20 protein-coding genes are annotated in these 26,354 nt (G+C 41.8%); 7 read left to right on the top strand and 13 right to left on the bottom strand.

All coding sequences use genetic code 11. The features are described 5' to 3' along the window. Nucleotides 1-178: 178 nt before the first annotated feature. From RRG12_RS35355 to RRG12_RS35345, 3 genes are all read right to left on the bottom strand, one after another. Nucleotides 179-1,276, bottom strand: coding sequence for an iron-containing redox enzyme family protein (locus RRG12_RS35355; RefSeq protein WP_420762441.1), 1,098 nt, complete (start codon nt 1,274-1,276; stop codon nt 179-181). A gap of 189 nt (nt 1,277-1,465) precedes the next feature. Further along, nucleotides 1,466-3,304, bottom strand: coding sequence for a peptidoglycan D,D-transpeptidase FtsI family protein (locus tag RRG12_RS35350; protein WP_420762438.1), 1,839 nt, complete (start codon nt 3,302-3,304; stop codon nt 1,466-1,468). 193 nt (nt 3,305-3,497) lie between these two features. After that, nucleotides 3,498-4,196 (bottom strand): hypothetical protein, encoded by a 699-nt coding sequence (locus tag RRG12_RS35345; RefSeq protein ID WP_069073665.1) that lies wholly within the window; start codon nt 4,194-4,196, stop codon nt 3,498-3,500. 480 nt (nt 4,197-4,676) lie between these two features. Between RRG12_RS35345 and RRG12_RS35340 the strand changes: the two genes are divergently transcribed. The 3 genes from RRG12_RS35340 to glgB all read left to right on the top strand — a co-directional run bounded on the left by RRG12_RS35340 (nt 4,677) and on the right by glgB (nt 8,179). Beyond that, nucleotides 4,677-4,850, top strand: coding sequence for a hypothetical protein (locus tag RRG12_RS35340; protein ID WP_176727164.1), 174 nt, complete (start codon nt 4,677-4,679; stop codon nt 4,848-4,850). 504 nt (nt 4,851-5,354) lie between these two features. Next, on the top strand, nt 5,355-5,687 hold the full coding sequence (locus RRG12_RS35335) for a hypothetical protein (RefSeq protein WP_069073682.1): 333 nt from the start codon (nt 5,355-5,357) through the stop codon (nt 5,685-5,687). Nucleotides 5,688-5,887: 200 nt separating this feature from the next. Further along, on the top strand, nt 5,888-8,179 hold the full coding sequence (gene glgB / locus RRG12_RS35330; RefSeq protein ID WP_084227335.1) for a 1,4-alpha-glucan branching enzyme: 2,292 nt from the start codon (nt 5,888-5,890) through the stop codon (nt 8,177-8,179). Between the two features lie 175 nt (nt 8,180-8,354). Here glgB and RRG12_RS35325 read toward each other — a convergent pair whose 3' ends face one another. Beyond that, nucleotides 8,355-10,037 (bottom strand): mechanosensitive ion channel family protein, encoded by a 1,683-nt coding sequence (locus tag RRG12_RS35325; protein ID WP_420762437.1) that lies wholly within the window; start codon nt 10,035-10,037, stop codon nt 8,355-8,357. Between the two features lie 118 nt (nt 10,038-10,155). Between RRG12_RS35325 and RRG12_RS35320 the strand changes: the two genes are divergently transcribed. Next, complete coding sequence (locus RRG12_RS35320; RefSeq protein ID WP_420762436.1) at nt 10,156-10,938, top strand: Uma2 family endonuclease; 783 nt, start codon at nt 10,156-10,158, stop codon at nt 10,936-10,938. A gap of 78 nt (nt 10,939-11,016) precedes the next feature. After that, nucleotides 11,017-11,871, top strand: coding sequence for a bifunctional class I SAM-dependent methyltransferase/HIT family protein (locus RRG12_RS35315; protein ID WP_420762435.1), 855 nt, complete (start codon nt 11,017-11,019; stop codon nt 11,869-11,871). A gap of 106 nt (nt 11,872-11,977) precedes the next feature. On the opposite strand, the gene RRG12_RS35310 is transcribed toward RRG12_RS35315, so the two are convergent. Then, entirely contained in the window at nt 11,978-12,718 is a 741-nt protein-coding gene (locus RRG12_RS35310; protein WP_069073670.1) for a Uma2 family endonuclease, read from the bottom strand. 426 nt (nt 12,719-13,144) lie between these two features. Between RRG12_RS35310 and serA the strand changes: the two genes are divergently transcribed. Then, on the top strand, nt 13,145-14,725 hold the full coding sequence (gene serA / locus RRG12_RS35305) for a phosphoglycerate dehydrogenase (protein ID WP_069073671.1): 1,581 nt from the start codon (nt 13,145-13,147) through the stop codon (nt 14,723-14,725). Nucleotides 14,726-14,847: 122 nt separating this feature from the next. After that, nucleotides 14,848-15,768, top strand: a complete 921-nt coding sequence (prmA, locus tag RRG12_RS35300) for a 50S ribosomal protein L11 methyltransferase (protein WP_420762434.1) — start codon at nt 14,848-14,850, stop codon at nt 15,766-15,768. Between the two features lie 151 nt (nt 15,769-15,919). On the opposite strand, the gene RRG12_RS35295 is transcribed toward prmA, so the two are convergent. From RRG12_RS35295 to RRG12_RS35260, 8 genes are all read right to left on the bottom strand, one after another. Beyond that, nucleotides 15,920-17,197: a glycosyltransferase gene (locus tag RRG12_RS35295; RefSeq protein WP_420762433.1), complete on the bottom strand. Its 1,278-nt coding sequence runs from the start codon at nt 17,195-17,197 to the stop codon at nt 15,920-15,922. Nucleotides 17,198-17,607: 410 nt separating this feature from the next. Beyond that, entirely contained in the window at nt 17,608-18,867 is a 1,260-nt protein-coding gene (locus tag RRG12_RS35290; protein WP_420762432.1) for a glycosyltransferase, read from the bottom strand. A 200-nt stretch (nt 18,868-19,067) separates the two neighbouring features. Next, nucleotides 19,068-19,535 (bottom strand): DUF2141 domain-containing protein, encoded by a 468-nt coding sequence (locus RRG12_RS35285; protein ID WP_069073675.1) that lies wholly within the window; start codon nt 19,533-19,535, stop codon nt 19,068-19,070. A gap of 78 nt (nt 19,536-19,613) precedes the next feature. Then, nucleotides 19,614-20,597: a glycosyltransferase family 2 protein gene (locus tag RRG12_RS35280; RefSeq protein ID WP_420762431.1), complete on the bottom strand. Its 984-nt coding sequence runs from the start codon at nt 20,595-20,597 to the stop codon at nt 19,614-19,616. A 200-nt stretch (nt 20,598-20,797) separates the two neighbouring features. Next, a complete protein-coding gene (locus tag RRG12_RS35275; protein ID WP_420762430.1) occupies nt 20,798-21,802 on the bottom strand; it encodes an NAD-dependent epimerase/dehydratase family protein in 1,005 nt (334 codons plus the stop codon). Between the two features lie 143 nt (nt 21,803-21,945). Continuing rightward, nucleotides 21,946-23,124 (bottom strand): ABC transporter permease DevC, encoded by a 1,179-nt coding sequence (gene devC / locus RRG12_RS35270; protein ID WP_069073678.1) that lies wholly within the window; start codon nt 23,122-23,124, stop codon nt 21,946-21,948. 73 nt (nt 23,125-23,197) lie between these two features. Further along, entirely contained in the window at nt 23,198-24,406 is a 1,209-nt protein-coding gene (locus tag RRG12_RS35265) for an ABC exporter membrane fusion protein (RefSeq protein ID WP_420760430.1), read from the bottom strand. 976 nt (nt 24,407-25,382) lie between these two features. Beyond that, nucleotides 25,383-25,823, bottom strand: coding sequence for a hypothetical protein (locus tag RRG12_RS35260; protein ID WP_176727102.1), 441 nt, complete (start codon nt 25,821-25,823; stop codon nt 25,383-25,385). Between the last annotated feature and the right edge of the window lie 531 nt (nt 25,824-26,354).

Here is a 26,354-nt window from a genome sequence, read left to right as displayed (position 1 = left end):
CACCCACTCGTACAGAATTAATACCTGTTTTATAACCGGAGGCGGAGCGTCTCCGGCTCCGATTTTCAGTTCTGAATTCTTCTTATAAAATGACTTAGGAATGCCAAATTAAAACGCTAAGAATAACCTGCTATTTTGAAGTTTTAATTGTTGGGATTTCTCACAAGAGTAAAGTGGCTTATTCTGCTTTGCGTATTGATCGTACAACAGCAGCAGCGGCGCGATCGCTCATGAGTTTCTGTTGGTCGTACCCAAGCACCAGTTCCCACGCATCATTGGGATATCGTTCTGCTAATGGCAAAGCCACATCATCTAACATCCAACGACCGTGGCGTTCATCTTCCCTGATGTGCAGTTCCCAATAACCCACCGCTACTTCAGAGAGTTCCAATCGTTGCGCCGCAACTAAATAATTCTTGTAAACCGCAGGGCCAGCGACTTCAAAATAGGTCAACCCGCCGCCATAACGCAGAAAATCGCGTTTGCGCTCAGTCACCAGAAAGTTATGATTGGTAGAAGCCAACACTTCCCAAGGTACTAAATCAAAATATGCCTCTGGTTTAGTGTTCATTCCAAATTCAGCCAGCATTTGGGCGAAAAATGTCGAGTGCTTGCGAGATAAACGACCATTGCCGTATTCTTCTATAAGTACCCGCATCAGCGTACACTGCACTTCATTCGCAGTACCACCCAAAATCCGGGAAAGATGACTCGCTTCAACCAAGCCATCAAAGGAGCCGATCGCTAGCAAGTGACGATAACCAGCTTCAGTCATTTCTTCACGAACATAGCGGCTACTCTCCGACATCAGCGGATCTAAATCGGCAGATGTGCGCTCAATTAAAGCTTGTTTTACATCCAATTGTCGCAGTGCAGCCACATCAATTTGTGCGAGTTCCCAGTTTTGCCAAGCTGCTTCAATTTGGTCACGACATGAGTACAAATACAGCGATCGCTCGTTGGTATAATTGTGCAAATCGTCGTACCAGAACAGCTTTAGGCGATTAATTCGATAAAGTATCCGTTGCAGAAAACGGTGAGCCTGTTCATCAGAGCGATCGTTTCCATACGCAGCACGAATTGCTGTTGAGAGCGCCTGTTCAAACTCACTGGCTCTTGAAGGCTTGACATCCAGTTTATGATCCAAATCCTCCATTGCCAGCAGTTCTATAAATTGCTCCTCAGCACGGTCATACTTGGTAATTGTTCTTTCTTCAGTTTGCGTGCTATTTTTCGCAGCCCCAGCTTTCGGAAATATAACTAAATTGCTTTGCATGGAATCTTCGGTAGCTTTGGAAAAGTGATAAATTACTTTCACCTCTAATATCTAGGTTTCCACACCAGTAGCTTTCTGTACCTCTTTCCTTGGTTATAAAGAAAAATTAAGTTTAGAAGAGAAGGACTAGTCCCCATTCCCCAATCCCTAATCCCCAGTCCCCAGTCCCCAATCCCCAATCCCTACTCCCTACGGCGTTTCCGTCCGTTGCTCAATCGCCTTACTTGGCGGAATCTCCTCAAGAGGAATCAGCGCTTCGATCACCGACTTGACAATAGGCGCAGCGACAGTAGAACCATAAGCACTTTCTCCTTTTGGCTCATCCACCAGTGCAAACACTACATAGCGAGGAGATTCCACCGGTAAAATAGCCACAAAGCTGGTCATTCTAGCACCCTTAATGTAGCCGCCAGAAGGACTAGCTTTTTGGGCTGTACCAGTTTTACCAGCAATCCGATATCCGGGAATTTGTGAAGCCTTTCCGCTGCCGTCAGTAACAACAGTTTCCATCATTTCCACAACCTTTTGGGCTGTTGCGGCTGAGAAAATTTGGCGGGGTATAGTGCGATTGGGTGAATCATGCATCTGCCCTTTGGTATCAATCAACCCTTGCACTACATGGGGTGTTACCAACTTACCACCATTGGCTAAAGCACCGTGCATTTGCACTAGCTGTAACGGTGTCATAGAAAAACCTTGCCCAAAAGAAGTAGTAGCTGGTTCAATTGGCGAAGCGATAAATTCTTCTTGACTTTTGAGCCGACCGCTAGCTTCAAAAGGTAAATCTGTATCAACTTTTTGTCCTAGCCCCAAGCGTTCTAGCCAGTTGTAATAGATTGAAGGCTTTAAGCGTTGGATAATTTTCACCATGCCAATGTTGCTAGAATTTTGGAGGATTTGGGCAATGTTGATTTGCCCATAACCATTGTTCATCGCATTTTTAATCGTGTAATTAGCCACTCGAATAGAACCGGAGTCATTAAACACATCATCGGCTTTGATCACACCATTTTCCAGAGCGATCGCCACATTCAAAGGCTTAAAAGTCGATCCCGGTTCATAAAGATCCGCTACCGTCCAGTTTTTAAATAGGGAGATATTAGCTTTACCATATTCATTAGGGTTATAAGTAGGTTGAGAAACGAGGGCGAGTAAGGAACCATCCAACGCATCCATGACAATTACCGCCCCACGTTTGGCATTAAACTTATCCATTTGTTGTTTGAGCGCAACGCGGGCAATTCGTTGCAGACGACTATCAATAGTGAGTTGCAATCGCAAATCATCAAAATGCAAAAAACCTTCAGGGGCATGATCCGGCATCACTGAGCCATCACCCGACCGACTGAGCCGCACCGTTTGTACAGGACGTTCTAGCAACTTCTCTTGAGAGTATTCCACACCTGCTTGACCACGGCGGTCAATATTCACATAGCCCACCACATCAGCAACTAAATCGTCTGGCGGGTAAAATCGTGAGTATTTTTGAATCCACTCCAGGCCATTTAAGCGCAAAGAAATGACGCGATCGATCATTTCTTCTGGTATGGCTGGGGCAAGTATAATTCCGCTTTTTTTGCTTTGAAAAGTTTTTACCAATTCAGCAGTATCTTTTGCCAATATTGGGGCAAGTCGCTCTGCTATATCCTCATTAGACTTATCAAACAGCTTGGGATGAGCGTACAAAGTATACACAGGGCGGTCAATCGCCAACAGATTACTATTGCGATCTACCACCGGGCGACGCGGCATAAAAGGTCGCAAATTCAACATTTGCTGGCTGCGTGCCTGCTCAGTTAACTTTGGCCCCTTGACAATTTGGAGATTATACAATTTGATACCCAACCCCAACCCGGCTGCCATTAATACGCCCCAGACTATGAACATTCGAGACTTGGTGGTGGATGTTTGGTCTTGGATCTTAGAGGCTAATCTTCCTAAAAGCCCTTGTCTATAACCCTTTTGTCGCCTTGTAAAAGCTGAATTCCGAAACTTTCTAAATTTTGTTTTGCTTGGTGACTTCTGCATTGGGTTCGTCCTTTGTCATTTGTCTTTTGTCATTTGCCACAAATCTGAGTCCTAATCACTAATGACAAATGAATAATGACTCTTAACCTTTTACCAATTCTCCAAAATCAAGCTACAGATACAAGAGGTGGAAACTCAAATTGCAGCGTTTTTCATCTCTTTGAAGCACAATCTTCACGATTACGAATTACGATTAGTATCCCAGTGGTGAGAGTGTTTGCTGTTTCGTTTCAGAACTTGGCGTTGTGTTAGACGATTCTGGCTTAGGACTTAGAGATGCTGGAGGCAAGAAAATCATCCCTTGAGGAGTTGGTGAAACCAGCCCTGCTGTTGGTTTTTCTGCTTCATCAGCCATTTTATTTGTCAGCGTCGCATTAGTTGTCGTTAGCATTCGCTCATGACGTTGGAGCTTTTGCAGTCTTCGATATGACTGACTCCAAAGCTCTTGGGAATATACTGTCCAGCCATAAACAGCAAGTGTCGATGCTACTAACAAGAACGCCAAAACTGACGAATAACGGTGAAAGGTGTACAAGCGCAGCAACCACCCAGGTGTCGCTCCAGAATTAGGTATTGTGGGTAAGCGAAGAAAACCTACCCCCGAACTCTTCTGCTTGGTACTCGACTGCTCATAGAGATTTGGCACTTGTTGTTTACCCAACTTTTTCACCGATTTGGGCATAACTGCCTCATTTTTAGGAGAAACCGCTAAATTTTTTGAGGAACGCCGTTGTCTTTGAGAGGATACTGGTGGGGCTTGAGTAGCTGATGTAGAAGCGCTCTGTGTTGCTGAGTCATTAGGCGCAGAGCGTCGCCTTCCTAAAGAAAGGATAGAATTTTGCCAAAACCGATTACCTCTTGTAGAAACAGCAGATTTACGAGCAACTACCATAAATTTTTTTAGAGAAAATACTGTACTTTAGATTGATTGTCTAAATTGTCTTTTTTTGCTGAGGTTACAATCACCTTCGGTGCAACAAGCACACATAACAGACTACACCCTTTTAACTGTTCTGATAGGTAGCTGCACCAATGTTTCCAATCAGCGATTATAAACTGGACAGCCTACCTCTTAGGTATTGCACCTAAAGTATGGCAACGTCGAGTAGCAAGGTGCAATACTCCATGAAAAAAAACTAAAATTTTTTGCTATGATAGCTCGGTTAACTATTAAATTTGGTAATTTTCGTCTTTCTCCTGAGTTCAGAGAAACTAATCAGATGGCTGTAGGATATACAATCCCAAAGAGAATACCCCAAAGGATTGTTTTTTTAAATATGTAATCTTGTAACATTAAAAAAAAAGCAATAAATACGGTATCGTATTCAACAGGCGAAAAATTGTTCTAGCCACAATTGGTGAAAGAGGAGTTATGAAAACAAAAATCTTTGGTTTTGCTTTAATGTTAAGTCTGGCTGCGATTCTCGGAGCCTGTGAAGGTGGTGGCGGTGGGACTGGTACTAGCACTCCCGCTGCTACAGGTGAACCAACTGATGCACCTCCCGCAGCTACTCCCCCAGCTACACCCGCAGCTACTCCTAAATAAGGCATCTTAAACTTTAGCGAATTTAGCGAAAGCGTTCCTCACTACATAGCTTGAATTAATTAGGCTTCCCACAAAAACCAGCATTTTTATGTTGGTGTCCCAGAGCCTAGAGTTTGCTCAAATATCAGCTAAGTAGGGGAGTAAGTCAAGGACACTGGTAAAGAGGGTTACATCCTCAACCAAGTGTCCGCCGTTAGTTCTTCCCAGATCAAACCTTCTTCCCAGCCCAAGGAAGTTGAGTGATGTGAATTTAAGGAATTTTGTAGGCAAAATACTTCCCTCATTGGGTATTTAGAATTGCTTAGACTACTGAGCTTTGAGAGGGAAAAACAATTGATTGCGATCGCTGGCAATTGCTCTTGAGTATTCCCCATAGTCTATTTTTTATCAGGAAAGACCTGGTAATATCACTTGATATTGCCAGATTTTTATTATTGGGAAAATTTGGGCATGGGATATGGGAAAAATAGATTTTCATCCTGCGTTGTGAACGCAGTTCAGGAGATGGGGAGATTTAGAGCGATAAATGCAGTAAAATTACTGATTTTAATTGTAACTAGTGGAATATTAGTTGTATTAAGTAGCTATTGGGGATCAGCAGTAATAGCATTACCGCCACCAGACGATACACCAGAAGAGATATTACGGACAAAGATTATCATAGAAGCGCGATCGCCTATTGATGGAAAATTCCTAACAGCTGCCGAATATATCCAATTGCAAGCCCAGCTGCAAGAAGTCCCGCCACCGAAACTAGACCCCAACATTCGGGATCAGATTTTCTTGCTTCGCTTACGTAAAACATTGTTTCAGTTTTTCCCTTTTTTAAATTTTTAATAAATTCGTCATTTGTCAGTGGTCATTTGTCATTCATCTTCTGTTCAATGCCCCATGCCCCATGCCCAATGCCCCATGCCCTATGTCCCATTCTGATGTAGGATAACGGTGGCGACAAAATTGCAAATAAATGTAAAGAATATATATAGATATTAAAAAAGTAGATTTAGTCAATCACGTTATTTCACTTAGGTAGCTTCATGTCCATGACCACGATCGCCCCTGAACAGGTTAACAGCATCGTTTGGAATCAGCATAACGATCCCTTTGAAATACTAGGTTCTCATCCCATAGAACAAGACGGCAAAACTGTCTGGGCTGTGCGGGCCTACTTACCAAATGCAAGTGCAGCATGGGTCGTTCTTCCTGAACAACGTAAAGAATACCCAATGCAAACAGTGCATCATCCCCACTTTTTTGAATGCACCATTGAAACTGCCGAACTGGCAAACTACCAGTTACGGATTAAAGAAGGAGAACATGAGCGTGTTATCTATGACCCTTACGCTTTCCGTTCTCCCCGCTTGACAGACTTTGACTTGCATTTGTTTGGTGAAGGCAACCATCACCGGATATATGAAAAACTGGGAGCGCACCCCACGGAAATAGACGGTGTTAAAGGCGTTTATTTTGCCGTTTGGGCACCTAACGCTCGTAATGTTTCATTGTTGGGAGATTTTAATCTCTGGGATGGACGCAAACACCAGATGCGTAAAGGCCCCACCGGAATTTGGGAATTGTTTATTCCTGAAATCGGTGTGGGAGAGCATTACAAATATGAAATCAAAAATTTTGAAGGACACATTTACGAAAAATCTGATCCTTACGGTTTCCAACAGGAACCCCGCCCAAAAACGGCATCCATTGTCACTGATTTAGATACTTACAGTTGGAGTGATGAAGACTGGATGGAAAAGCGGCGTCGCACTGACCCGCTAACTCAGCCAGTTTCAGTTTACGAAGTGCATTTAGGCTCTTGGTTACACGCATCGAGCGCAGAACCAGCTAAACTCCCCAATGGTGAAACGGAACCTGTAGTTGTCGTTTCGGAACTGAAACCGGGCGCACGCTTCCTTACCTACCGAGAACTAGCTGACCGACTTATTCCTTATGTCAAAGAATTAGGATACACCCACATAGAAATGCTGCCCATTGCGGAGCATCCTTTTGATGGTTCTTGGGGTTATCAAGTAACTGGTTACTATGCCCCTACCTCGCGTTTTGGCAAACCCGAAGATTTCATGTATTTTGTTGACAAATGTCACGAAAATGATCTAGGGGTAATTGTGGATTGGGTTCCTGGCCACTTCCCCAAAGATGGACATGGTTTAGCTTTCTTTGATGGTAGCCACCTGTACGAACATGCTGACCCGCGCAAAGGCGAACACAAAGGATGGGGTACTTTAGTGTTCAACTACGGTCGCCATGAAGTTAGTAATTTCCTCGCCGCCAATGCCCTCTTCTGGTTCGACAAGTACCACATTGATGGGATTCGGGTCGATGCTGTTGCCTCGATGCTCTATAACGACTATTGCCGCGAGCCAGGAGAATGGCTGCCTAACCAATACGGTGGCAGAGAAAACCTAGAAGCAGCAGATTTTCTGCGTCAGGTAAATCACATTATCTTTAGCTATTTCCCTGGTATTCTCTCAATTGCGGAAGAATCCACTTCCTGGCCAATGGTATCTTGGCCTACTTATACAGGCGGACTGGGCTTTAACTTGAAGTGGGATATGGGCTGGATGCACGATATGCTGGATTACTTCAGCATGGATCCTTGGTTCCGGCAGTTCCACCAAAACAATATCACCTTTAGTATGTGGTACAACCACAGCGAGAACTTCATGCTGGCTCTGTCTCACGATGAAGTCGTGCATGGCAAGAGCAATATTATTGGTAAAATGCCGGGGGATACATGGCAGAAGTTAGCGAATATCCGTTGTTTATTTAGCTATATGTTTGCTCACCCAGGCAAGAAAACCATGTTTATGAGCATGGAGTTTGGGCAATGGAGTGAGTGGAATGCTTGGGCTGATTTGGAGTGGCATTTATTGCAGCATGAAGCCCACCAACAGTTAAAAACATTTTTCCGGGAATTGAACCATCTCTACCGTTCTGAACCAGTTTTGTACACCCAAGATTTTGCGGAACCTGGGTTTGAATGGATTGATTGTAGCGATAACCGCCATAGTGTAGTTTCCTTCATGCGTCGCGACAAGGATTCTGATGATTTTGCGATCGTAGTTTGTAATTTTACACCGCAACCCCATTCTCACTACCGCATCGGTGTACCGCAAAAGGGATTTTATACCGAGTTGTTTAATAGTGATGCGCGTCAATATGGCGGCAGCAATATGGGCAACTTAGGCGGTAAGTGGACAGATGATTGGTCTTTGCACAGTCGTCCTTATTCGCTGGATTTGTGTTTGCCACCTTTGGGTGTGTTGATTCTCAAGTTGGATAAGAAGAAGACTGCTGAGATGATGGGATAACACTTTGGGTGGGGCATCGCCCACCCTTAATATTATTTCTTTTTAAAGGGGGAGAAAAGGGTAGCCAATGGCTACTTTTTCCCAATAACCATCAATTTACTCTGAATCGGATTTTTCATACCAATTCAATTAATGTTTGGGTAAAGACGCGATGAATCGCGTCTCTACAAATGGTCTATTTATCGCATTCTTTTTTCAAATTGGTATCACTTTGAGTTTTTTCAGATGAATTATTAGCAGCATTTGCACTGTCTTTCTGTAACTGGCTTTTTAACAAATTAATTAAACCTTCAGAAAGTTGTGATAATGAATTTTCTAATTGTGGTGAAAGTTCTAAGGGTAAACTACCAGTACGCAAATGTAGGGAGCGTTGGGGGAAGGGAATATTGATGTTTTTTTGTCTGAGAATTTCATCAATCTGAAAATATAAGTCGCTCTTAATTTGAAACTGCTTGCGGGGTTTAGAAATCCAAACTAATAACTGAAAATTTAAAAAATCTTCACCATATCCTTGAAACCAAACAGTAGGATGTGGTTTTTTTAAAATATCAGTATTTTTCAGCGCTACTTCTAATAATGCAGACCGTATAATATTGATACTCACACCATAAGCAACTCGTATTGGTAATACTAGACGACATGCTGAAGTCTGATGGTTCCAATTGACTACTTCTGTATCTAAAAAACGGGAATTTGGCACAATCACTACGATATCATCTAAGGTGCGGAGGTAAGTGCTGCGAGCATTTAAACGCTCTACTGTTCCCATAAACTTGCCAACTTGTACAAAGTCGCCAATTTCAATGGCGCGTTCAAAAGTAATTACAAAACCGCTTACTAATTCTTTAGCAACTCCCTGCAAGCCAAAGCCGATCGCTACACCAAAGACACTGGCTACTATTGCTAAAGAACTGATATCTAAACCCCAAATTTGTAGTAATAAAACTGTCCCGATAAAAATTAGACTGTAATAGATAGCAATGGCAATTGATTCTTGTACACCACGGCTAACATTTGTCATGCGTAATACGCGCGATCGCAGCAAATTAGTTAAAGTTCCAGCAATCGCTAATACTCCAAAAAGTAAGCTGATGAAGATAATTATATTGATGACTGAATAAGAACTTTCACCAATAGTAATCACTGGAGAAGTTAAGCTCATCCAGAGAATATTGGCAATGCTTCTGCTCCATTCTCGCGTTAAGGGGAATAAGTCGGTAATGTAGATAGCTATTCCTATCCACAGTAGCGATCGCACCATAACCAGCGTCAATTGTAAAAATAGCTCGATTCCTTTGGGTTGCGCTCCCGTTTCTGGGTGATTAGCTTCTCTAGGAACCAGTCGCCGTAACCAATAGCGCCAAACCCAACCCAAAAGAAAATGGAGTGCGATCGCGCTTAATACAGATAAAACTACTACTAATATTGCCCGCCAAAAATAATCTAATCTGCGTTCTTCTTGACCTTGTTCAACTGCTTCTCTAATTCGTTGCGCCCAAATTTCTGCTTGTTCCTGTTTTGTTCTCCCAGTGAAAGTATCTTGTTGAGTCACCGTTAATAGGTGACGATTATTTACCAGAATTACAGGTAATTGATTAGTTTCTACAATCTCTACCTTCACACCACCTGAAGAACGGACTGCTTCTCTTAAAATTAAGTTGGCATCACCAGCACGATTTTCCGCGCTAAATTGTCCTGCTTCCGAAAGTTCAAATAACTGACGACCATCTACTGTAATATGAGCAGTTGGTCTTGATTGAGCTTGCACCAACATTTCAGTAGTTAACAGCCATCCAATCATCATGAAGACAATTACCAGGATGGCAATGGCTTTCCGAAAGTGATGAAAGCTATTCATAATATCATGTTTTTATAAGGAAACTTTTTTTATAAAATAAAATTGTTAGTGTTTTTAATTATAATATTAGGTCGCACATCGCATTAATATACTGTGCATGGATATTAGGAGTACTTTTATGGTTCTACAAGTTAACCCCATCCAAAAAGAACCAATTGTTACTTGGGAAGCACTTCCAGCCGACTTCATTTTACCTGACGATCCAGTGGAAAATATTCAACAACCCGCGATCGCTGCTGCGCTTACCGATGCTTTGGGAAACACAGGACGCATCCAACCTCAAATGCTGATTGGCTCTAATTTTGGACTTGTAGCCACAGTCAACAAAAAAATCGTTGTCAAAGCACCAGACTGGTTTTACGTACCTCAAGTGCAGTCTGTGGGAACAAATGTAGTTCGTCGCAGCTACACCCCGAATTTAGAAGGCGCTGCGGTGGCTGTGGTGATGGAATTTCTCTCAGACACAGAAGGGGGAGAACTCTCAGTCCGCTCAACTCCACCCTACGGTAAACTCTATTATTACGAAAAGATTCTCCAAGTTCCAACCTACGTAACCTACGACCCTTACGAACCAAGCATAGAGCTACGCTGCTTACAAAATGGACAATATTCCTTGCAGCAAGCAGACGCCAATGGACGTTACTGGATTCCTGAGTTAGAGTTATTTCTCGGAATTTGGCAAGGTGAAAGATTATGTCAAACTATGAATTGGCTACGCTGGTGGGATAGAGAAGGAAATTTGCTGTTGTGGAGCAGCGAACAAGCCCAACAAGAACGCCAACGTGCTGAACAAGAACGCCAACGTGCTGAACAGGAAAGCCAACGGGCTGAACAAGAACGCCAACGTGCTGATATATTAGCAGCTAAGTTACGTGAGCTAGGTATTGACCCTGATGCTTAGGCGTAGCCCATCGTAGACATCGCTTAACCTAAAGAAATGCTGGGAATAATAATTTTGGGACATCAGCACCAAAATTCCATGAAACAGCAAAAAAATCAGTTCAGCCATCTCACTGCGATCGAAAGAAGTTATCTGTCATTTCCGGCACAGTTTTTGTTAAATCAAAACCTTTTACAAGGCAAAATACTAGACTTCGGTTGTGGCTTTGGTAATGATGTTAAAATATTGCGCCAAAAAGGTTTTGATATTACAGGCTATGACCCTTATTATTTTCCAGAATATCCTGATAATAAATTTGATACCATAATTTGCTTTTATGTTTTAAATGTTTTATTTACTGAAGAACAAACTAATGTTCTTATGGAAGTATCACATTTATTAAAACCAGGAGGTAAAGCTTATTATGCTGTAAGAAGGGATATCAAGAGGGAAGGATTTCGAGAACATTATGTCCACAAAAAGCCAACATATCAATGTATTGTCAAACTTCCCTTCCCTTCAGTTTGCTTAGATGAAAATCGGGAAGTGTATGAGTATGTCCACTATAATCACCAGCGTAATTCATCTAATTATTGTATATTCTGTAATCCCCATAAAAATCTGAACCTCTTAACGGAATCAGCAACAGCTTATGCTATTTTTGATGGCTATCCAATCAGTAAGGGACATGTTTTGGTTATTCCCAAACGTCATGTTAGCAGCTATTTTGAATTACCATTGAAAGAGCAATCTGCTTGCTGGTTTATGGTGAACAAGGTACAAGAAATGCTTAAAGCAGAATTTGAACCTGATGGTTTTAATATAGGAATGAACATCAATCGAGCCGCCGGCCAAAATATTATGCACGCCAGTATTCATATCATCCCTCGCTACAAAGGTGATACTGTTGGCGTTAAAAGTGGAATCAGGAACGTTATTCCTAAAAAGCAATAGTTTTTTACTGACAGCTTTTAGTAGTAAATCTTGATTTATGACAAATGCATAAATCTGAAAGACTCAGTTTTTTGAGTCTTATTAAAAATATTACAAAATATTTCAGTTAACCCAGATTATCTGGATCTATTCCCAGCGCTCTTAATTGTTCTGTTAATTGTTGCACCCGTAGTTCTGCTTGTTGAGCGCGTTGTGCTTCTTGTTGAGCGCGTTGTGTCTCTTGTTGAGCGCGTTGTGTCTCTTGTTTTACTTGTTCTGCGGGCGTGAGATACCGTTTTCCTTGCTCATCATACCAATACATCCATTCCCGCGTTACACCACAATAATTTCCCCTTTCGCAACCAATTCCTAAGCCAATCTCTGGTAGCCAAACGGGATTTCCCTCTTGCAATTCATACTTACCATTGACTAACTTATGTACTTCCAGATGTGGTTTGCGGCGGCGACGAGAGGAATAAATCACGTAATAAAGTACACCTAAAGCCTCATATTCATTCAACTTAGTAGTGTATTCTTTGCGATAATTTTGGGAAACTACTTCTAGCACGAAAATCGGTACAACATCTTCATCCCACAGTACATAACTGGGACGCAGTTCTTCATCATAAAACCGCTCTACCCCTAAGCTCAAAAACCCATCTGGCACAATGGGCGGTTTATCAGGGTGATAATAAATACCCATATCTATGGCAAAGAGCCAATCCATGCGTTCTGACCAAAGTATCAGCAGGATCGCCTTTAGTAAGCCTGGTATTAATTCTTGCAGTTCATTATCCACAGGCATTTCATCTGAGTCTGGCAGTTCCTCGGCTGAGGGCAAGTACCTTGGCAAGTTGTACTCTAACATGGCTGGTTTCCCCAAAACTCAAAGGATATTTGGCTCACCAGAATTATAGCGATTTCTGGGCTAGCGATGTCACCATAGCAATCCGGTAGCGAGTCTTGTCTACGACACGCTACGCGAACGAGCGTCTTTGATTTGGAGAATCACTCGTAGAGGTAAGCGACTGCGGACATTAATAAATATATTAGGTGCTTGGTGCTATTCATGCTTTATATTTAGCAACAGGGTGGTGCAAACAGCCAACTCATGTTCAAAAACTTAGGAGGCAGTACCCAGCGGGAGCACACTCACGCTTCGATACTATCAGCACGTAGTGTAAGTTAAAGTTAAGTCGATATTCAAACGAATAATTTTTGCTGAATTGCGACAGATAAAGACTAAACTAAAAAGTCTTGTGCAGCAAAACCTGTAGCTTTAAATGAAGTAATCATGTCTAAGGTTCTTGTCTCTGATTCGATTGACCAAGCTGGAATTGACATTCTTTCGCAAGTTGCTACCGTTGATGTCAAACTAGGTCTAAAACCAGCGGAACTGATCGCAATTATTGGTGAGTATGACGCGCTGATGATTCGCTCTGGTACGCGCGTCACTCAAGAAATCATTGATGCCGGCACTCAGCTAAAAATCATCGGTCGTGCTGGTGTGGGTGTGGATAATGTGGATGTTCCCGCTGCCACACGTCGGGGAATTGTGGTAGTCAATTCTCCAGAGGGAAATACAATTGCTGCGGCTGAACACGCGCTAGCAATGATTTTGGCTTTGTCTCGCCATATACCTGATGCTAACGCTTCGGTGAAACGCGGTGCGTGGGATCGCAATAGTTTTGTTGGCGCGGAAGTCTACAAAAAAACTCTCGGTGTTGTCGGTTTGGGTAAAATTGGCTCCCATGTTGCAGCTGTAGCTAAGACAATGGGGATGAAACTCCTTGCTTATGACCCTTTTATTTCTACAGAACGAGCCGAACAAATTGGCTGTCAGTTGGTGGAACTAGATTTACTCTTCCAGCAAGCAGACTACATCACCCTCCACATCCCGAAAACCCCAGAAACTACCCACTTAATCAATGCCACAACTCTGGCAAAAATGAAACCCACAGCCCGGATTATTAACTGCGCTCGTGGCGGGATCATTGATGAAGTAGCTTTAGCAGCAGCTATAAAAGCGGGTAAAATCGGTGGTGCAGCCTTGGATGTGTTCGAGTCAGAACCACTGGGTGAATCTGAATTGCGATCGCTAGGAAAGGAAGTTATCCTCACCCCCCACTTGGGAGCCTCCACCACGGAAGCTCAAGTGAATGTGGCCATTGATGTTGCCGAACAAATTCGCGATGTCCTTTTAGGACTACCAGCACGTTCAGCCGTAAACATTCCCGGACTCGGCCCCGATGTGTTAGAAGAACTCAAGCCCTATATGCAACTAGCAGAAACTCTAGGTAATCTAGTAGGACAGCTAGCCGGTGGACGGGTGGAAGTACTCAATATTCGACTACAAGGGGAACTCGCTACCAACAAAAGTCAGCCTTTGATCGTAGCCGCCCTCAAAGGACTACTTTACCAAGCTTTGCGGGAACGCGTAAATTACGTAAATGCCAGCATAGAAGCCAAAGAACGCGGAATTCGGGTAATTGAAACCCGCGATGCTTCCATTCGAGACTATGCTGGCACATTGCATCTAGAAGCCACGGGTACTTTAGGTACTCATTCTGTCACAGGCGCTTTGTTGGGTGAGCGGGAAATCCACCTCACTGACGTTGATGGTTTCCCAATTAACGTCCCACCCAGCAAATATATGTTGTTTACCCTACACCGCGATATGCCGGGGATTATCGGCAAACTCGGTTCTCTACTCGGCAGTTTTAATGTGAATATTGCCAGTATGCAAGTAGGTCGTAAAATCGTCCGTGGCGATGCCGTCATGGCTCTGAGTATAGATGATCCTTTACCAGAGGGCATTTTGGATGAGATTATTAAAGTCCCTGGTATTCGGGACGCGTATACGGTAACTCTCTAATTTTGGATTTTGGATTTTGGATTTTGGATTGGTAATGGCTAATTGCTCATTGTTTTTCCCATTGGTCATTAACCATTACCTACTCCCCAATCTAAAATCTAAAATCTAAAATCTAAAATTGTATGGCAAACACCTGGTGGGAATTAAATATTTTATGTGAGCCAGACCTGGAAGAATCGATCTTTTGGCGACTGGAGGATTTTGGCTGTCGTGGTACAGCTAGTGAAAATAAAGGAGATTCATCTTTAGTAAGGGCTTATTTGCCGACAATTCAAACACAGCTACTAGATTTGGCGGCCCTGTCGCTGTGGCTGCGTCAAGATGCCCTCTGTATAGGAGTTTCGTCTCCTTCCCTACAATGGCAATTAATTGATGAGGAAGATTGGGCTACTAGCTGGAAACAATATTGGCATCCGCAAGAAATAGGCGATCGCTTCCTAATTAACCCCGCGTGGCTGCCATTACCAGAAACAACCGAACGGTTAGTAATTCTTCTCGATCCTGGTGTAGCATTTGGTACTGGCAACCATGCCACCACTCAGCTATGTTTGGAATCCCTGGAAATGCGGCTCAGTGAAGTTCCTCAGTCCTTTGTGGGTACTGGTGGCAAACATGAACATCTAGTAATTGCGGATATTGGCTGTGGTTCAGGTATCCTTTCCATTGGGGCGCTGCTACTGGGAGCAGAGAAAGTCTATGCAGTAGATAATGACCCTTTGGCAGTGCAATCAACTATCAGTAATGGTGCGCTGAACGACATTAGCCCAGAACGTTTACTACCTGCACTAGGAAGTGTAGACGTTTTGGCAAAACTAATTGAGAAACCAGTTGATGGTATCGTTTGCAATATTTTGGCTCATGTAATTATTGAATTAATTCCAGAAATGAGTGCGATCGCAAAACCTGAAACTTGGGCGATCTTCAGTGGTATTTTACTAGAACAATCTAAAGCTGTTGCTGACGCCTTAGAACAAAATGGTTGGGTTGTCGCTACCCTGTGGAAACGAAAAGAATGGTGTTGCTTAAATGTACGTCGTTCTTAACCCAGTTAGAGAGACGCGATAAATCGCCGTCTCTACAGGTAATTTATCCATCAATTATTTATTGACAGACTACTAGTACACTGTTGCCTATTGCCTACCTTTAACAAATAGCGATCGCCATATAGATACTGGCGATCGCTATTTGTCAATGTTATCGTCTTATACTGCCAGTACCTACCTTCACCTTCTGTGATCCTTCAACGATTTGGTAGAGTTTTTCTTCAAATTTTTGCATACATGCCGACCAATCAAATTCGAGTATAGAAGGGCGAGCGTGCCGAGTCATATCTGCTTTCAAGTCGGGATTTTCTAGAATCGCAATCACCTTTTGGGCGAAGTCTGTAGGGTTGTTGGGTTGGGCAAGAAAGCCGTTACGACCAGGAGATACTTGTTCTGAGGTTGAAGGAGCAACAACGGCAACCAGAGGGGTTCCAGATGCTAGTGCTTCGTTATTTGTAGTGCAGAAGTTCTCGGTCACGGAGGGGTTGACAAAAACATCCGCTCTAGCAAACCAACCTAAAAGTTCTGTACCGTGGGACTCGCCCCATACAGTAACACCCGATCCAAACTTTTTGGCACGCTCCCGGATCTCTTCATCTAGCGGGCCACTACCAACAATCACCAGATGGACATCAGGAATTTTGGCAGCTATGACTGGAAATATATCAAGCAGTTGGTTGACATTCTTTTCGGGTGTGATGCGTCCTACAAACAAAAGAGTCGGGCGGTTGTCATTAGGAATTGGGTTGTAACAAATGTTTCGCGGATGAAATTTTTCGCAATCGATGCCTTGATAAGCGACGTATTCAGCGCGTTGGCATTTCAGTTCTTCGTATTTAGTGAGTTGTTCTTTAGAAGAAAAGTAATTGAAGTCATAAGACTCACTAAATTGCTTGACTAAAACAGGAACGATGGGACGAACCAAGTTAAAGAATTTATCCCCAAAGTAATATTTGATATATGCAACAATATCAGTATGAAAGAGTGATATTATTGGCGTGCCTGTTCGTTTTGCGTATTGAGTGCCAATCGGGCGACCATAACCTTGCAAGAAAAATGAGTATAAACCTCTCATTTGGGCGGCTTCTTCAACCACGATAATGTCGGGTTTGAATTTCTCCAGCAACTTGGTATCGCTCCAATGACGATAGCTCAATGGTTGAGGAAGAGACTTATAGAATACCAGTGGTTCTGTAGGGAATGCGTAAGCAGAGAAATTAGGGAAAGATTGGATTTCCTCTAAACCTGGCATGGGGCGATCGCCAACATTTTTGGGGTATCGATCGTTGATTTGTGGATGGATTAAAAAAACCTCATGTCCTTGCTCTAGCAACCAACGAACCCGTTGGTGAACTGCGACTGAAACTCCAGTCAAGAAAGGAGCGTACAACCCTGTAAATAGTGCAATGCGAAGTTTTTGCTTAGTCATAAAAAAAGGGAATATTTCACGAAAATGCTGGTTTTGAATTTAGGATTTACGCAGCTTATGTTTCATGAACATCCTGATAATTTGATTCAGGAATTCCCACTAATACAGTTAGACTAAGGATTTACGCATTGTCAAATAGCCGAAATTGTCGATTTTGAAGTGGATGTTTATAAACCTGGATTTAAACTATAAAAACATCCAAATTACTAAGTCAAAATTCCCCTTCATATATTTGTCTAAACCCTTGCCATTAATGCAAATACATTTTGCTAATCAATAAGAGAAAGCGTGTATTCTGACAAGGATTATAGCTAATATAGTTCTACTAAATATAAGATAATATAATTTGAATACTAGGGAATGTTTAGTGTAATAACTTTCATACCCTAGTTCATATTTAGCGATTTAGTTCAAAGAGAAACCTTGCTATCAATAGGCTGATCTAACCATTGATAAGGGCGATATTCAATTAGCCGGACATTCCAGGGCCCTTGAACCCGATAGCTGACACCGCGCCAGGTGACTGTTGATGTCCACAGGGATGATAGCATCGCTAATCCATAAACCCACTGCGTCAAGGGAATTGCAATCAACATTTTGATGATTGTAGCAACTGATAATTTTGCTGTTGCCTGGTCATTAGAGCGAATCACTCGCTGTATCTCTAATTCCAACACGAGCATGATCAAGAGTAATCCGACAGTATAGACTCCATAGCAGCCTAACAAGAGAGCCGCAGCTTCCCATTTTGCCTGTAACAACGACTCTAGAACTAAGATGATGACTGTAGTAGGAAACAAAATGCTAGAAACAGCTTCACTAACTAAAGCTAACCAACGTGGGTGATACAGTCGAGAATAAAGAATGAGGCGCTTGAGATAATCTATTAAGTTGAATAAATCAGTCTCTTCACGATTTACCGTCAACAGCGAAGGCACAAACTTTATTTGCAACCCCTGTTTTTTGAGGATGTCGTGCATCATAAAATCTTCGCCTAAAGCTTGTCCCCACTTATCAAGCAGTTCTGTTTGGCGAAGCACTTCTGTTTTCACAGCCAAAGTCCCACCCCAAGGGATTTGGAAGATAAACATTTGCACGACTGTGGATACATTGCCGGCGTAGCGCACTAAAGATCCCCAATACCTACCTGTAGGTACATACCAACGATTACCTGTTGTCGCCCCTACTTTCGCATCCCTTAAAGGACTGACTAATTCTCTAAGCCAATTCACATGGACTATAGTATCAGCATCTACTAAGGCAACCACCTTGTAAGAATCATCCAACTCACCGACAGCTTGGATTAAAGAGCTACATTTGAGACTACAATTGTTGCGTACTATTCTCAAAGAGCTAATTTGAACGTTGGTCGCTTCTTGCTCTGTGATAGTTTCACTGGCAATTTTCCAAGCGGGATCTTCGTGACTATCAACGATTAATTTTAAATCATACTGTGGATAGTTTTGATTTAGGAGCGATCGCAAACATCGAGGCAAAAACGGATCGGCTCCGCGTAAGCAAAGAATCACTGCGGTTTTGGGTAACTGATCATCTGGTAATAAGTTTTTTTTAGATGAGCGCAGATACCATATAAAGACAAGCGTGAAACACACCTGAATAAACAACCAACCTGTCAAAGACTTAGACAGAAATATTGCCAAATCTTCCATTAATTTTTTAGTCTCCGACAGAATGAGGGATTGGGGATTGGGGATTGGGGATTAGGGATTGGGGAATGGGGATTAGGGATTAGGGATTGGGGATTGGGAATCATAAATATCTTCTAGAAAGCCAGTTCCCAGTTCCCAGTTGCCAGTCCCCAGTCCTCAGTCCCCAGTCCCCAGTTCCCAGTCCCCAGTCCCCACTCCCTTTACGAATCCAGCGAATATTTCATGATGATATTGACAGTTGTATTTTTGTTTACAACAAAACTGGCATCACGAAATTTTGGTGTACCTGTTTGTATGGACACAGTTGGATTTTTGGAAATACCAAAACCTTCTGTGGGAATACCGAAAAAGTCTTTATTGAGTTTGCGATCGCCATTTTGATCATCAACTACGGCGACAGCATAAGTTCCAGGCTTCAAGCCGGAAAATTCTTTTGTTACAGAATTGCCAGTAATCTTAGCGCAGCCACTTTGAGCTTCACTAGTACTACTCATCGGAAATCCTTTTTCACTTGCGTAAACTCTGAAGCAAACCTCACCTTTTTGGTGACGTATTCCATTTACAACAACACTTAGTGTTGTTGTTGGCTCTGCATTCACTGTTTTAGCAAAGCTGAGGCTCACTAAAGTAGCAAGCAAAACATGAGATAGTTGAGATAGTTTCAGCATGATTTTGTAGTGAATAATAGGTGATTTTGAACTGCGAAAAAGCTGGCGATCGCAGCTTTTATTTCTGAACTGATTTGTTTAAAGTGTGACTTGCTGTTCTTTTATTGATACAGGTTGCGAACCTTTCCATAGTCTTTGCAGTGCTATTAGCAAATCCTTCAGCAAAAGATATTCTGTTCCTTTTAACTGCTGATGTAGACTTCTATGACAACACAGCCGCTCATCCAAACTCAGCGGACTAAGCCAAATGGAAAGTATATACTCCCAGATTATTCTCCAATGTGGTAATAAAATTTGTCCTTTCTTTGCTGAATCAAACCACACTGAATATGCATAATAATCAGGCATTGTACTCAATAATGATTTGTCATTTTTGTCAGCAAACAGCAAGTAATTAGGAAAGAACATACTCATTGATTGTTGTGGATGGCTTCTGGGAAAAAACAGGTATTCAGGGATTTCATAAAACCGACCAAGAAGACCAAGCCTTAACAAGAGAATTCCATCTGCATTACCATAACCACCCATAGGTGGTATCATTCTCAGGGCACTGGCGCGAATTACTCCATAGCATTGATAACATAAATGTTTGATCAGCAATTCGTGAAAACGCTCGTGTGGTTTTAGTGCATCTGCCTTGAGTTTGATATTGTAATTTTGGAGATAGTTCCCCTGTTCATCAATGAAATATGCCTGGGAGTGACACAAGATTATGCTAGGATCTTGGTCAAGCACTTCAACACACTTCTTGATAAAATCTGTAGAATGTAAATCATCGTAGGCTGCCCATTTAAAATACTCACCCGAAGACAATTGAAAGACGCGATTAAAGTTACGAGCGCAACCTATATTCTTGTCATTACGGTAGTAACAGATACGTTTGTCTTGTTCGGCGTAAGCTCTACAAATTTCCTCAGTTTTATCTGTAGATGCATTATCTGAAATAATTAGTTCAAAATCTTCAAAGGTCTGATCCAAGAGTGAATCTATGGCTGCTTTGATAAATTTTTCACCATTGTATACAGGTAATCCGATGCTTAATCGTGGCTGATTACTACTCATAGAAAACAAGTATTCGGAAAAACTGTGGATTATTTTATGCTTAATTGCAGATAATTGTTAGGCAGATGCAACGTCAGAATTCAGAATAATTTAATAGCAAGCTTAATAATTTCAAGAAAATCAAGCTTACTCTAGCTTCTTTATTTTGTAATCATTCTGAATTCTGACTCCTGACTCCTGAATTCCACAAAATCTGTGGATTATTTCATCAAGCTTTGAATATCTGTTTTTTGCAGCCATTCATGTGTTCGCTGCATTCCTTCTTCGAGGTCAATTGCTGGTTTATAATTTAACAGGTTTTGTGCTTTGACAATAGAACAAGCGTAGGGACGAGTCATAAAATCTATAGACTCTGGTAAAATATCAACTTTTTTCCGAAAAAGTTTTTGTCCTTGAACGCGTAGCTTTAGAAACAACTTGATTTCATCTTTCGATAATGAAAGGGGTGCTTGTAAATCTTCCATTGCTGCTAAACGCATAAAATACTCTTTCCACGAAGTTTCTTGTCCGTCGGTGATATTAAATATTTCACCGTAGGTTTCTTTTTCTATCGCCAGAAAGATGCCATTAATCAGATTATCTATATATACGTGATTGATAACTCCTTTAGCATCATTGGCACAGGCAAATAACTTTTGGCGCATCATCAGAATTGGTCTGACTATCCAGGGAATACTTCCTGGGCCGTAAACATCACCGGCTCGAATAACAATGATACCCAAATCTGGAGGATGATTCAGTTCTAATACTGCTGTTTCAGCTTCTATTTTCGTTTGACAGTAGGGATTATTTTCGCCAGAAAGTGGCCCGGATTCTGCAACACCATCAGGATAGTTGAAACCGTAAACCATCACACTGGATAGATGCACAAATGTTTTTACACCAGCTTGTTTAGCGGCTTTAGCCATGTTGACAGTACCGCCAACATTGATATCACGAAAATGCTTAATTGCACCAGCTTCTTCGGCAATTTGCTCTGTATGTAAAACTATATCTACTCCCTGACAAGCCTTTTGAGCAATAGTAGAATCGGTAATACTACCAACAATTACCTCTACACCTAAATTCTGTAATTGTTTGTTCTGTTCTGTAGAACTTTGTAGTCCCCGAACCTTCATTCCCTGGGCTATGGCTAACTCGGCTGTACGCAAACCGACAAATTCATTAATCCCAGTAATTAGGAGGGTTTTGTTGTTGAGGTTCATATAGTAAGGGTTATACCAATTTTGGATTTTTGATTAAAAGAAAAGTGCTAGTTTTGATAGTTTGTAGTAAGCACTTTAGTGCTTAGAAAACAAGGACTAAAGTCCTTACTATGAACTTGCTTATCTTTAACAAGTTGTTTTGGTTAGAAAATATCTCCCGGATCTGCGGAGCGGAGTTTGTTGATCGCAAGCGCTCCTGATGTTATGCACATTAAAACTGTGGAAGTTAAGACAATCACTGCATTATTAGTGGTCATCATTATTGGTAGTTTAGTTGCTTCTGCTGCAAAGCTATATAACAAAACAGAAGTAATAAATCCTGGGATATAACCTAAGATTGCTAAAATCAAAGCTTGTTGAAATACCACATTTAATAAGTAGCTATTGGCATAACCAATGGCTTTTAAAGTGGCGTATGCAACGAACTGTGTAGCAATATTGCTGTAAAGAATTTGATAAACAATAACCACCCCAACAACCGCAGCCATTGTCAACATCAAGTTAAGAATAAAACCAATGGGTGTTCTGACAGCCCAGTATTGTTTCTCAAAATCAATGAAGCCTTGGCGGGTAAAAACTTGGACATCATTAGGCAAACTTGCTTGCAAATTTTTTAGTACTTTTTCGGCGTTAGCACCAGGTTTGAGGGAAATCAAACCGACATCAATCATATCTGCTGGACGAGTATTGGGATTTATCCTCAAAAAAGTTGAGTCACTAACAAGCAAATTTCCATCTACCCCAAAGGAAGGGCCTAATGTGAATAAACCACCAATTCTTACTCTATAGCCAATTAATGAACTGTAGGGAAATATTTCAATTGTCTGTGCAGTTTCTCCCGCATTAAATTTTTCAGCTATTGGGCCAAACTCTGGGCGAGAACCTCGGTCAAAAAGCACGACATCGGGAATTTTGAGTTTATCTAAATTTTTCTCCACTTCTGGGAGATTCATCACCGGTCTACCTGGATCAAAACCAATAACATATATTGAATATTTCTCACTAGTAGCCGGATTTTTCAGTTTGGCAAATTGCAAATACATGGGGCTAACTGAATCAACGCCATCAAACCCCAAAGATTGGTATAAACGAGTCCGCGAAAAACTTTGATTTGAGGTCAAAGATTTATATTGCGAACTAACTAAAAATAAATCTCCTTTGAGATTTTGATGTACAGCAGTTGCACTGGAATAGAGGGCATCTTGGAAACCAAGTTGCACAAACATTAGCAGCACAATAAAACCAATTCCGGCTACAGCTACTAGTAAACGAACTTTTTGCTGGGCTAGCTGTAGCCATCCTAAAGGAATTTTAAAATTCATGGATTTATTTTCATTTGTCATTTGTCATTTGTCATTTGTCATTTGTCATTTGTGAATGACATCTGCCAATTGACTAAATCTGAATGGCGACATCCACTTGTAAGTTAGTTAAACGAGCAACTTTTTCACTATCTGCGGGATTATCGATGGAAATTTTAACTTCAACTATTCGGCGGTCTGTGTCTGAACCAGGGTTTATGCTGAAGATGTTTTGCTTGTCAACTTGCCAACCAATTTCTTTGACAGTTCCTTTTAATGTTCCATTAAATGCAGTGCTGTTAATGGTGGCTTTTTGTCCTACACGCACTTTTTGAACATCGGTTTGATACACCTCTGCAATCACATACATTTGAGATGTTTTACCGATTTCAGCAAATCCTTTGTTGGTGTTGATTACTTCTCCACTTTTGGCGTGAATTTTCAAAATTTTGCCATTTATGGGAGATTTTATATAACTTAAATCCAAGTCGGCTTTTGCTTGTTGAACAGATGTTGTTGCACTGTTGACTTCGGTTTGTGCGACTTGAACATCTACACTACGCACTTCGCTAATACTGGTGAGTTGTGCTTGTGCTTGCTTAACTTGTTCTTGGTATGTGTCTTGAGTTCGCTTGAGGGTGGCTTGAGCTTCTGCTAGCTGCTGTTGGGTAGTTTTTAGTTGCAAAGCTTTGCTATCTGCTACAGAAGCCGCGATCGCACCTTGTTTATATAATTGCTGATAGCGGTTATTCTCGGCTTGAGCGTTGTCTACTTCCGCCTGGATGCGGGCAATTGTCGCCTCTTGAGTTGCAACATCCCCTTTATATTGTGGCTCTAACCGGGCAATTACAGCCTTTTGAGCATCAATATCTCCAGTTTTACCTCCAGATTTCACCTGCGCTAGTTTAGCTTTGGCAACTTGCAGTTGGTCTAAAGCCTGTTGCAATGCAGTTCTAGAACGACCATAATTTTCGAGATAGGCCAGTGTTTGCCCAGCTTTAACCGCATCTCCTTCTTTCACCAACAGTCTGTCTACTCGCACCCCATTATTGGAAGCAGGAGCAGTCAAAGAAGTAACTTCACCTTCTGGTTCCAAACGTCCCAAGGCTGTCACAGCAACTTTTGCAGGTGTGGCAGCTTTTGGTGAATTTGCTGGTGGTGTCTCAACTTTTGGTTTAGACCAAAACGGTACCAAACTATAAAAAGCGATTAATCCAGCCGCTAGAGTTAGAGAAGCTGCTAAAATTACTTGCGATCGGCCTACGGGTTTTGTGAATAATCGGCTTTCTTTATTTACTGCCATATTTTCATTCCAATTCTGCTTTTTTAGGAGATAGCCTGGTTATATTTAGTCGATTAGATATAGACTCATCCGCAAATTACCAAGAGGATTTTGCCTCTAGGGTTTCTACCTTAATAATGTGGATGGATCTAAATTGGTTTTATATGAATTGTTCTACGCTTCTACCGCCCAAAGTTACTATTGTGGCGTGAAAATTAATGGAGTGTTACTTCAAAGCTTCCTAAGTTATATCCTAATTTGACATCTAATCCAGTAGCGTAAAATACAATAGCGCTAACCAGAAAACTTAACTCTCAAGAACAACGAAGCGCTAATAAAAATGAACTCAAAATTGGATAAACTTGTCATTAAGTATGGCGTAAAATTTGATTTTTGTCAACCAAAAAGCTTTGCATAAATCCTGATTCTCTCACTAAATTATTTCATCCCAGTAAGATGAGATGCTGCAAAAGTTACTTGTCACTAATCTCTTGTTTAGCAATTGAATACCAACAGATAGTTAGTTATTAAGCAGATTTGATATTACTAACAGATTATTATTAGCAAGGTTGTGTACTATAAGACATTATTATTGCTTTCGATTCTACTAATTCAATGCATGAAGTGATACCTTTGGTGAGTCACATTAACGTACATCTAAAAATACCTAGTTAAAAGGGCGGTTAGAAACCGCATCTACACAAACAAAACTCATCTCCGTAGGTTTAAAACACTCAATTTTTCTTAGTCCGCGGAGGCGAATTCCCCTGCGGGTTTGCTGTTGGAGGTCGTTTGAAAAGTGTTTCGCTGTGAATTTAGGCACTTTTCGATCCCCCCTAACCCCCCTTAAAAAGCTACGGTGTATAAGTCTGAAATAGCTGATTAACCAGGGTTTTACCCCACCCTAACCCTCCCCTTGGAAAGGGGAGGGAACTAGATTTCTTTTTTCCCCCTTTGCAAGGGGGGATTAAGGCTTTCAAGGGTAGGGGTTTAAAAATCAGGCAGTAGAGAGAGTGATTTGAGACACATGAAGTTGTGGAGGGGAAGTGGGCCAAGGCTCAGGAAAAAAACTACCTTGAGGTAATGGCAGGCGATTGAGAACAGCGGCCTTAATGACTAAAAATCCACGACGAAAACAACTCAAGCAACGATGGAGGACACTATTTTTAAAATTGCGTCGTGCCACATGAGTTGGTGGTAAGTCATCTAAACTACTAATCGGTAGATTGGCATCAACTTCTCCACCAACGCTGACTTGCCACAGAGTAGCAACAGCCATCGCTAACCAATGTCTCTCGGCGCGTCTGGGGTGAGTAATCTTGGTGCAATGCCAACAAAAACCGCCGCGTTTACCATCTTTAAAAAGACACTCAATCCAACAGCGCATAGAATACCAGCAAGCATCCGCAACGTCAGGTGGTAAATCGGTGAGAATCAACCAGGGGTCAGTGTAACCCGCGTCATGGCGAGCTAATAAAGTACATTTGAGAGAGTTAGTCTTGAAACAGGTAACTAAGCCAGAGAAAAACTGACCAACTTCGGACTGTATTTTCCTTTTTTCCCAATAGCTCTGCTAAGAATACTGATACTGTTGTCAGTCCGCAAGATTGGGTCATCACTATCCCAAAACTCCACATTGCTAGTATCAATGCTTGCGACTTAGACAGATGCGGCATCTTTTCTATGACTTTCCTCGTCCATTGCCTTAATTCCTCGCTTTTTCCTAAAAGCATTTTCCCCCCACACCCTGACATTCTTCACCGCATCTGACTTGCATATTTTTGCGGTCTGACAACAGTTGTGTATTTTACCTGCTTTTCTCCCTCTTTCTTAAACCCCTACCCTTGAAAGGGGGATTAAGGGGGGTAATTCGACTTGTGTGTACACGGTAGCCTTAAAAAGAGGGGAACCCGGAGTCAAAGTCCCCCAATTTATCGGGGGATTTAGGGGGATCTAAAACTTTTGATAC

The organism is Nostoc sp. CALU 546 (genome assembly GCF_048836525.1).
Note: the sequence above shows the minus strand (reverse complement) of the source record. Positions and strands in the feature narration are given on the sequence as shown.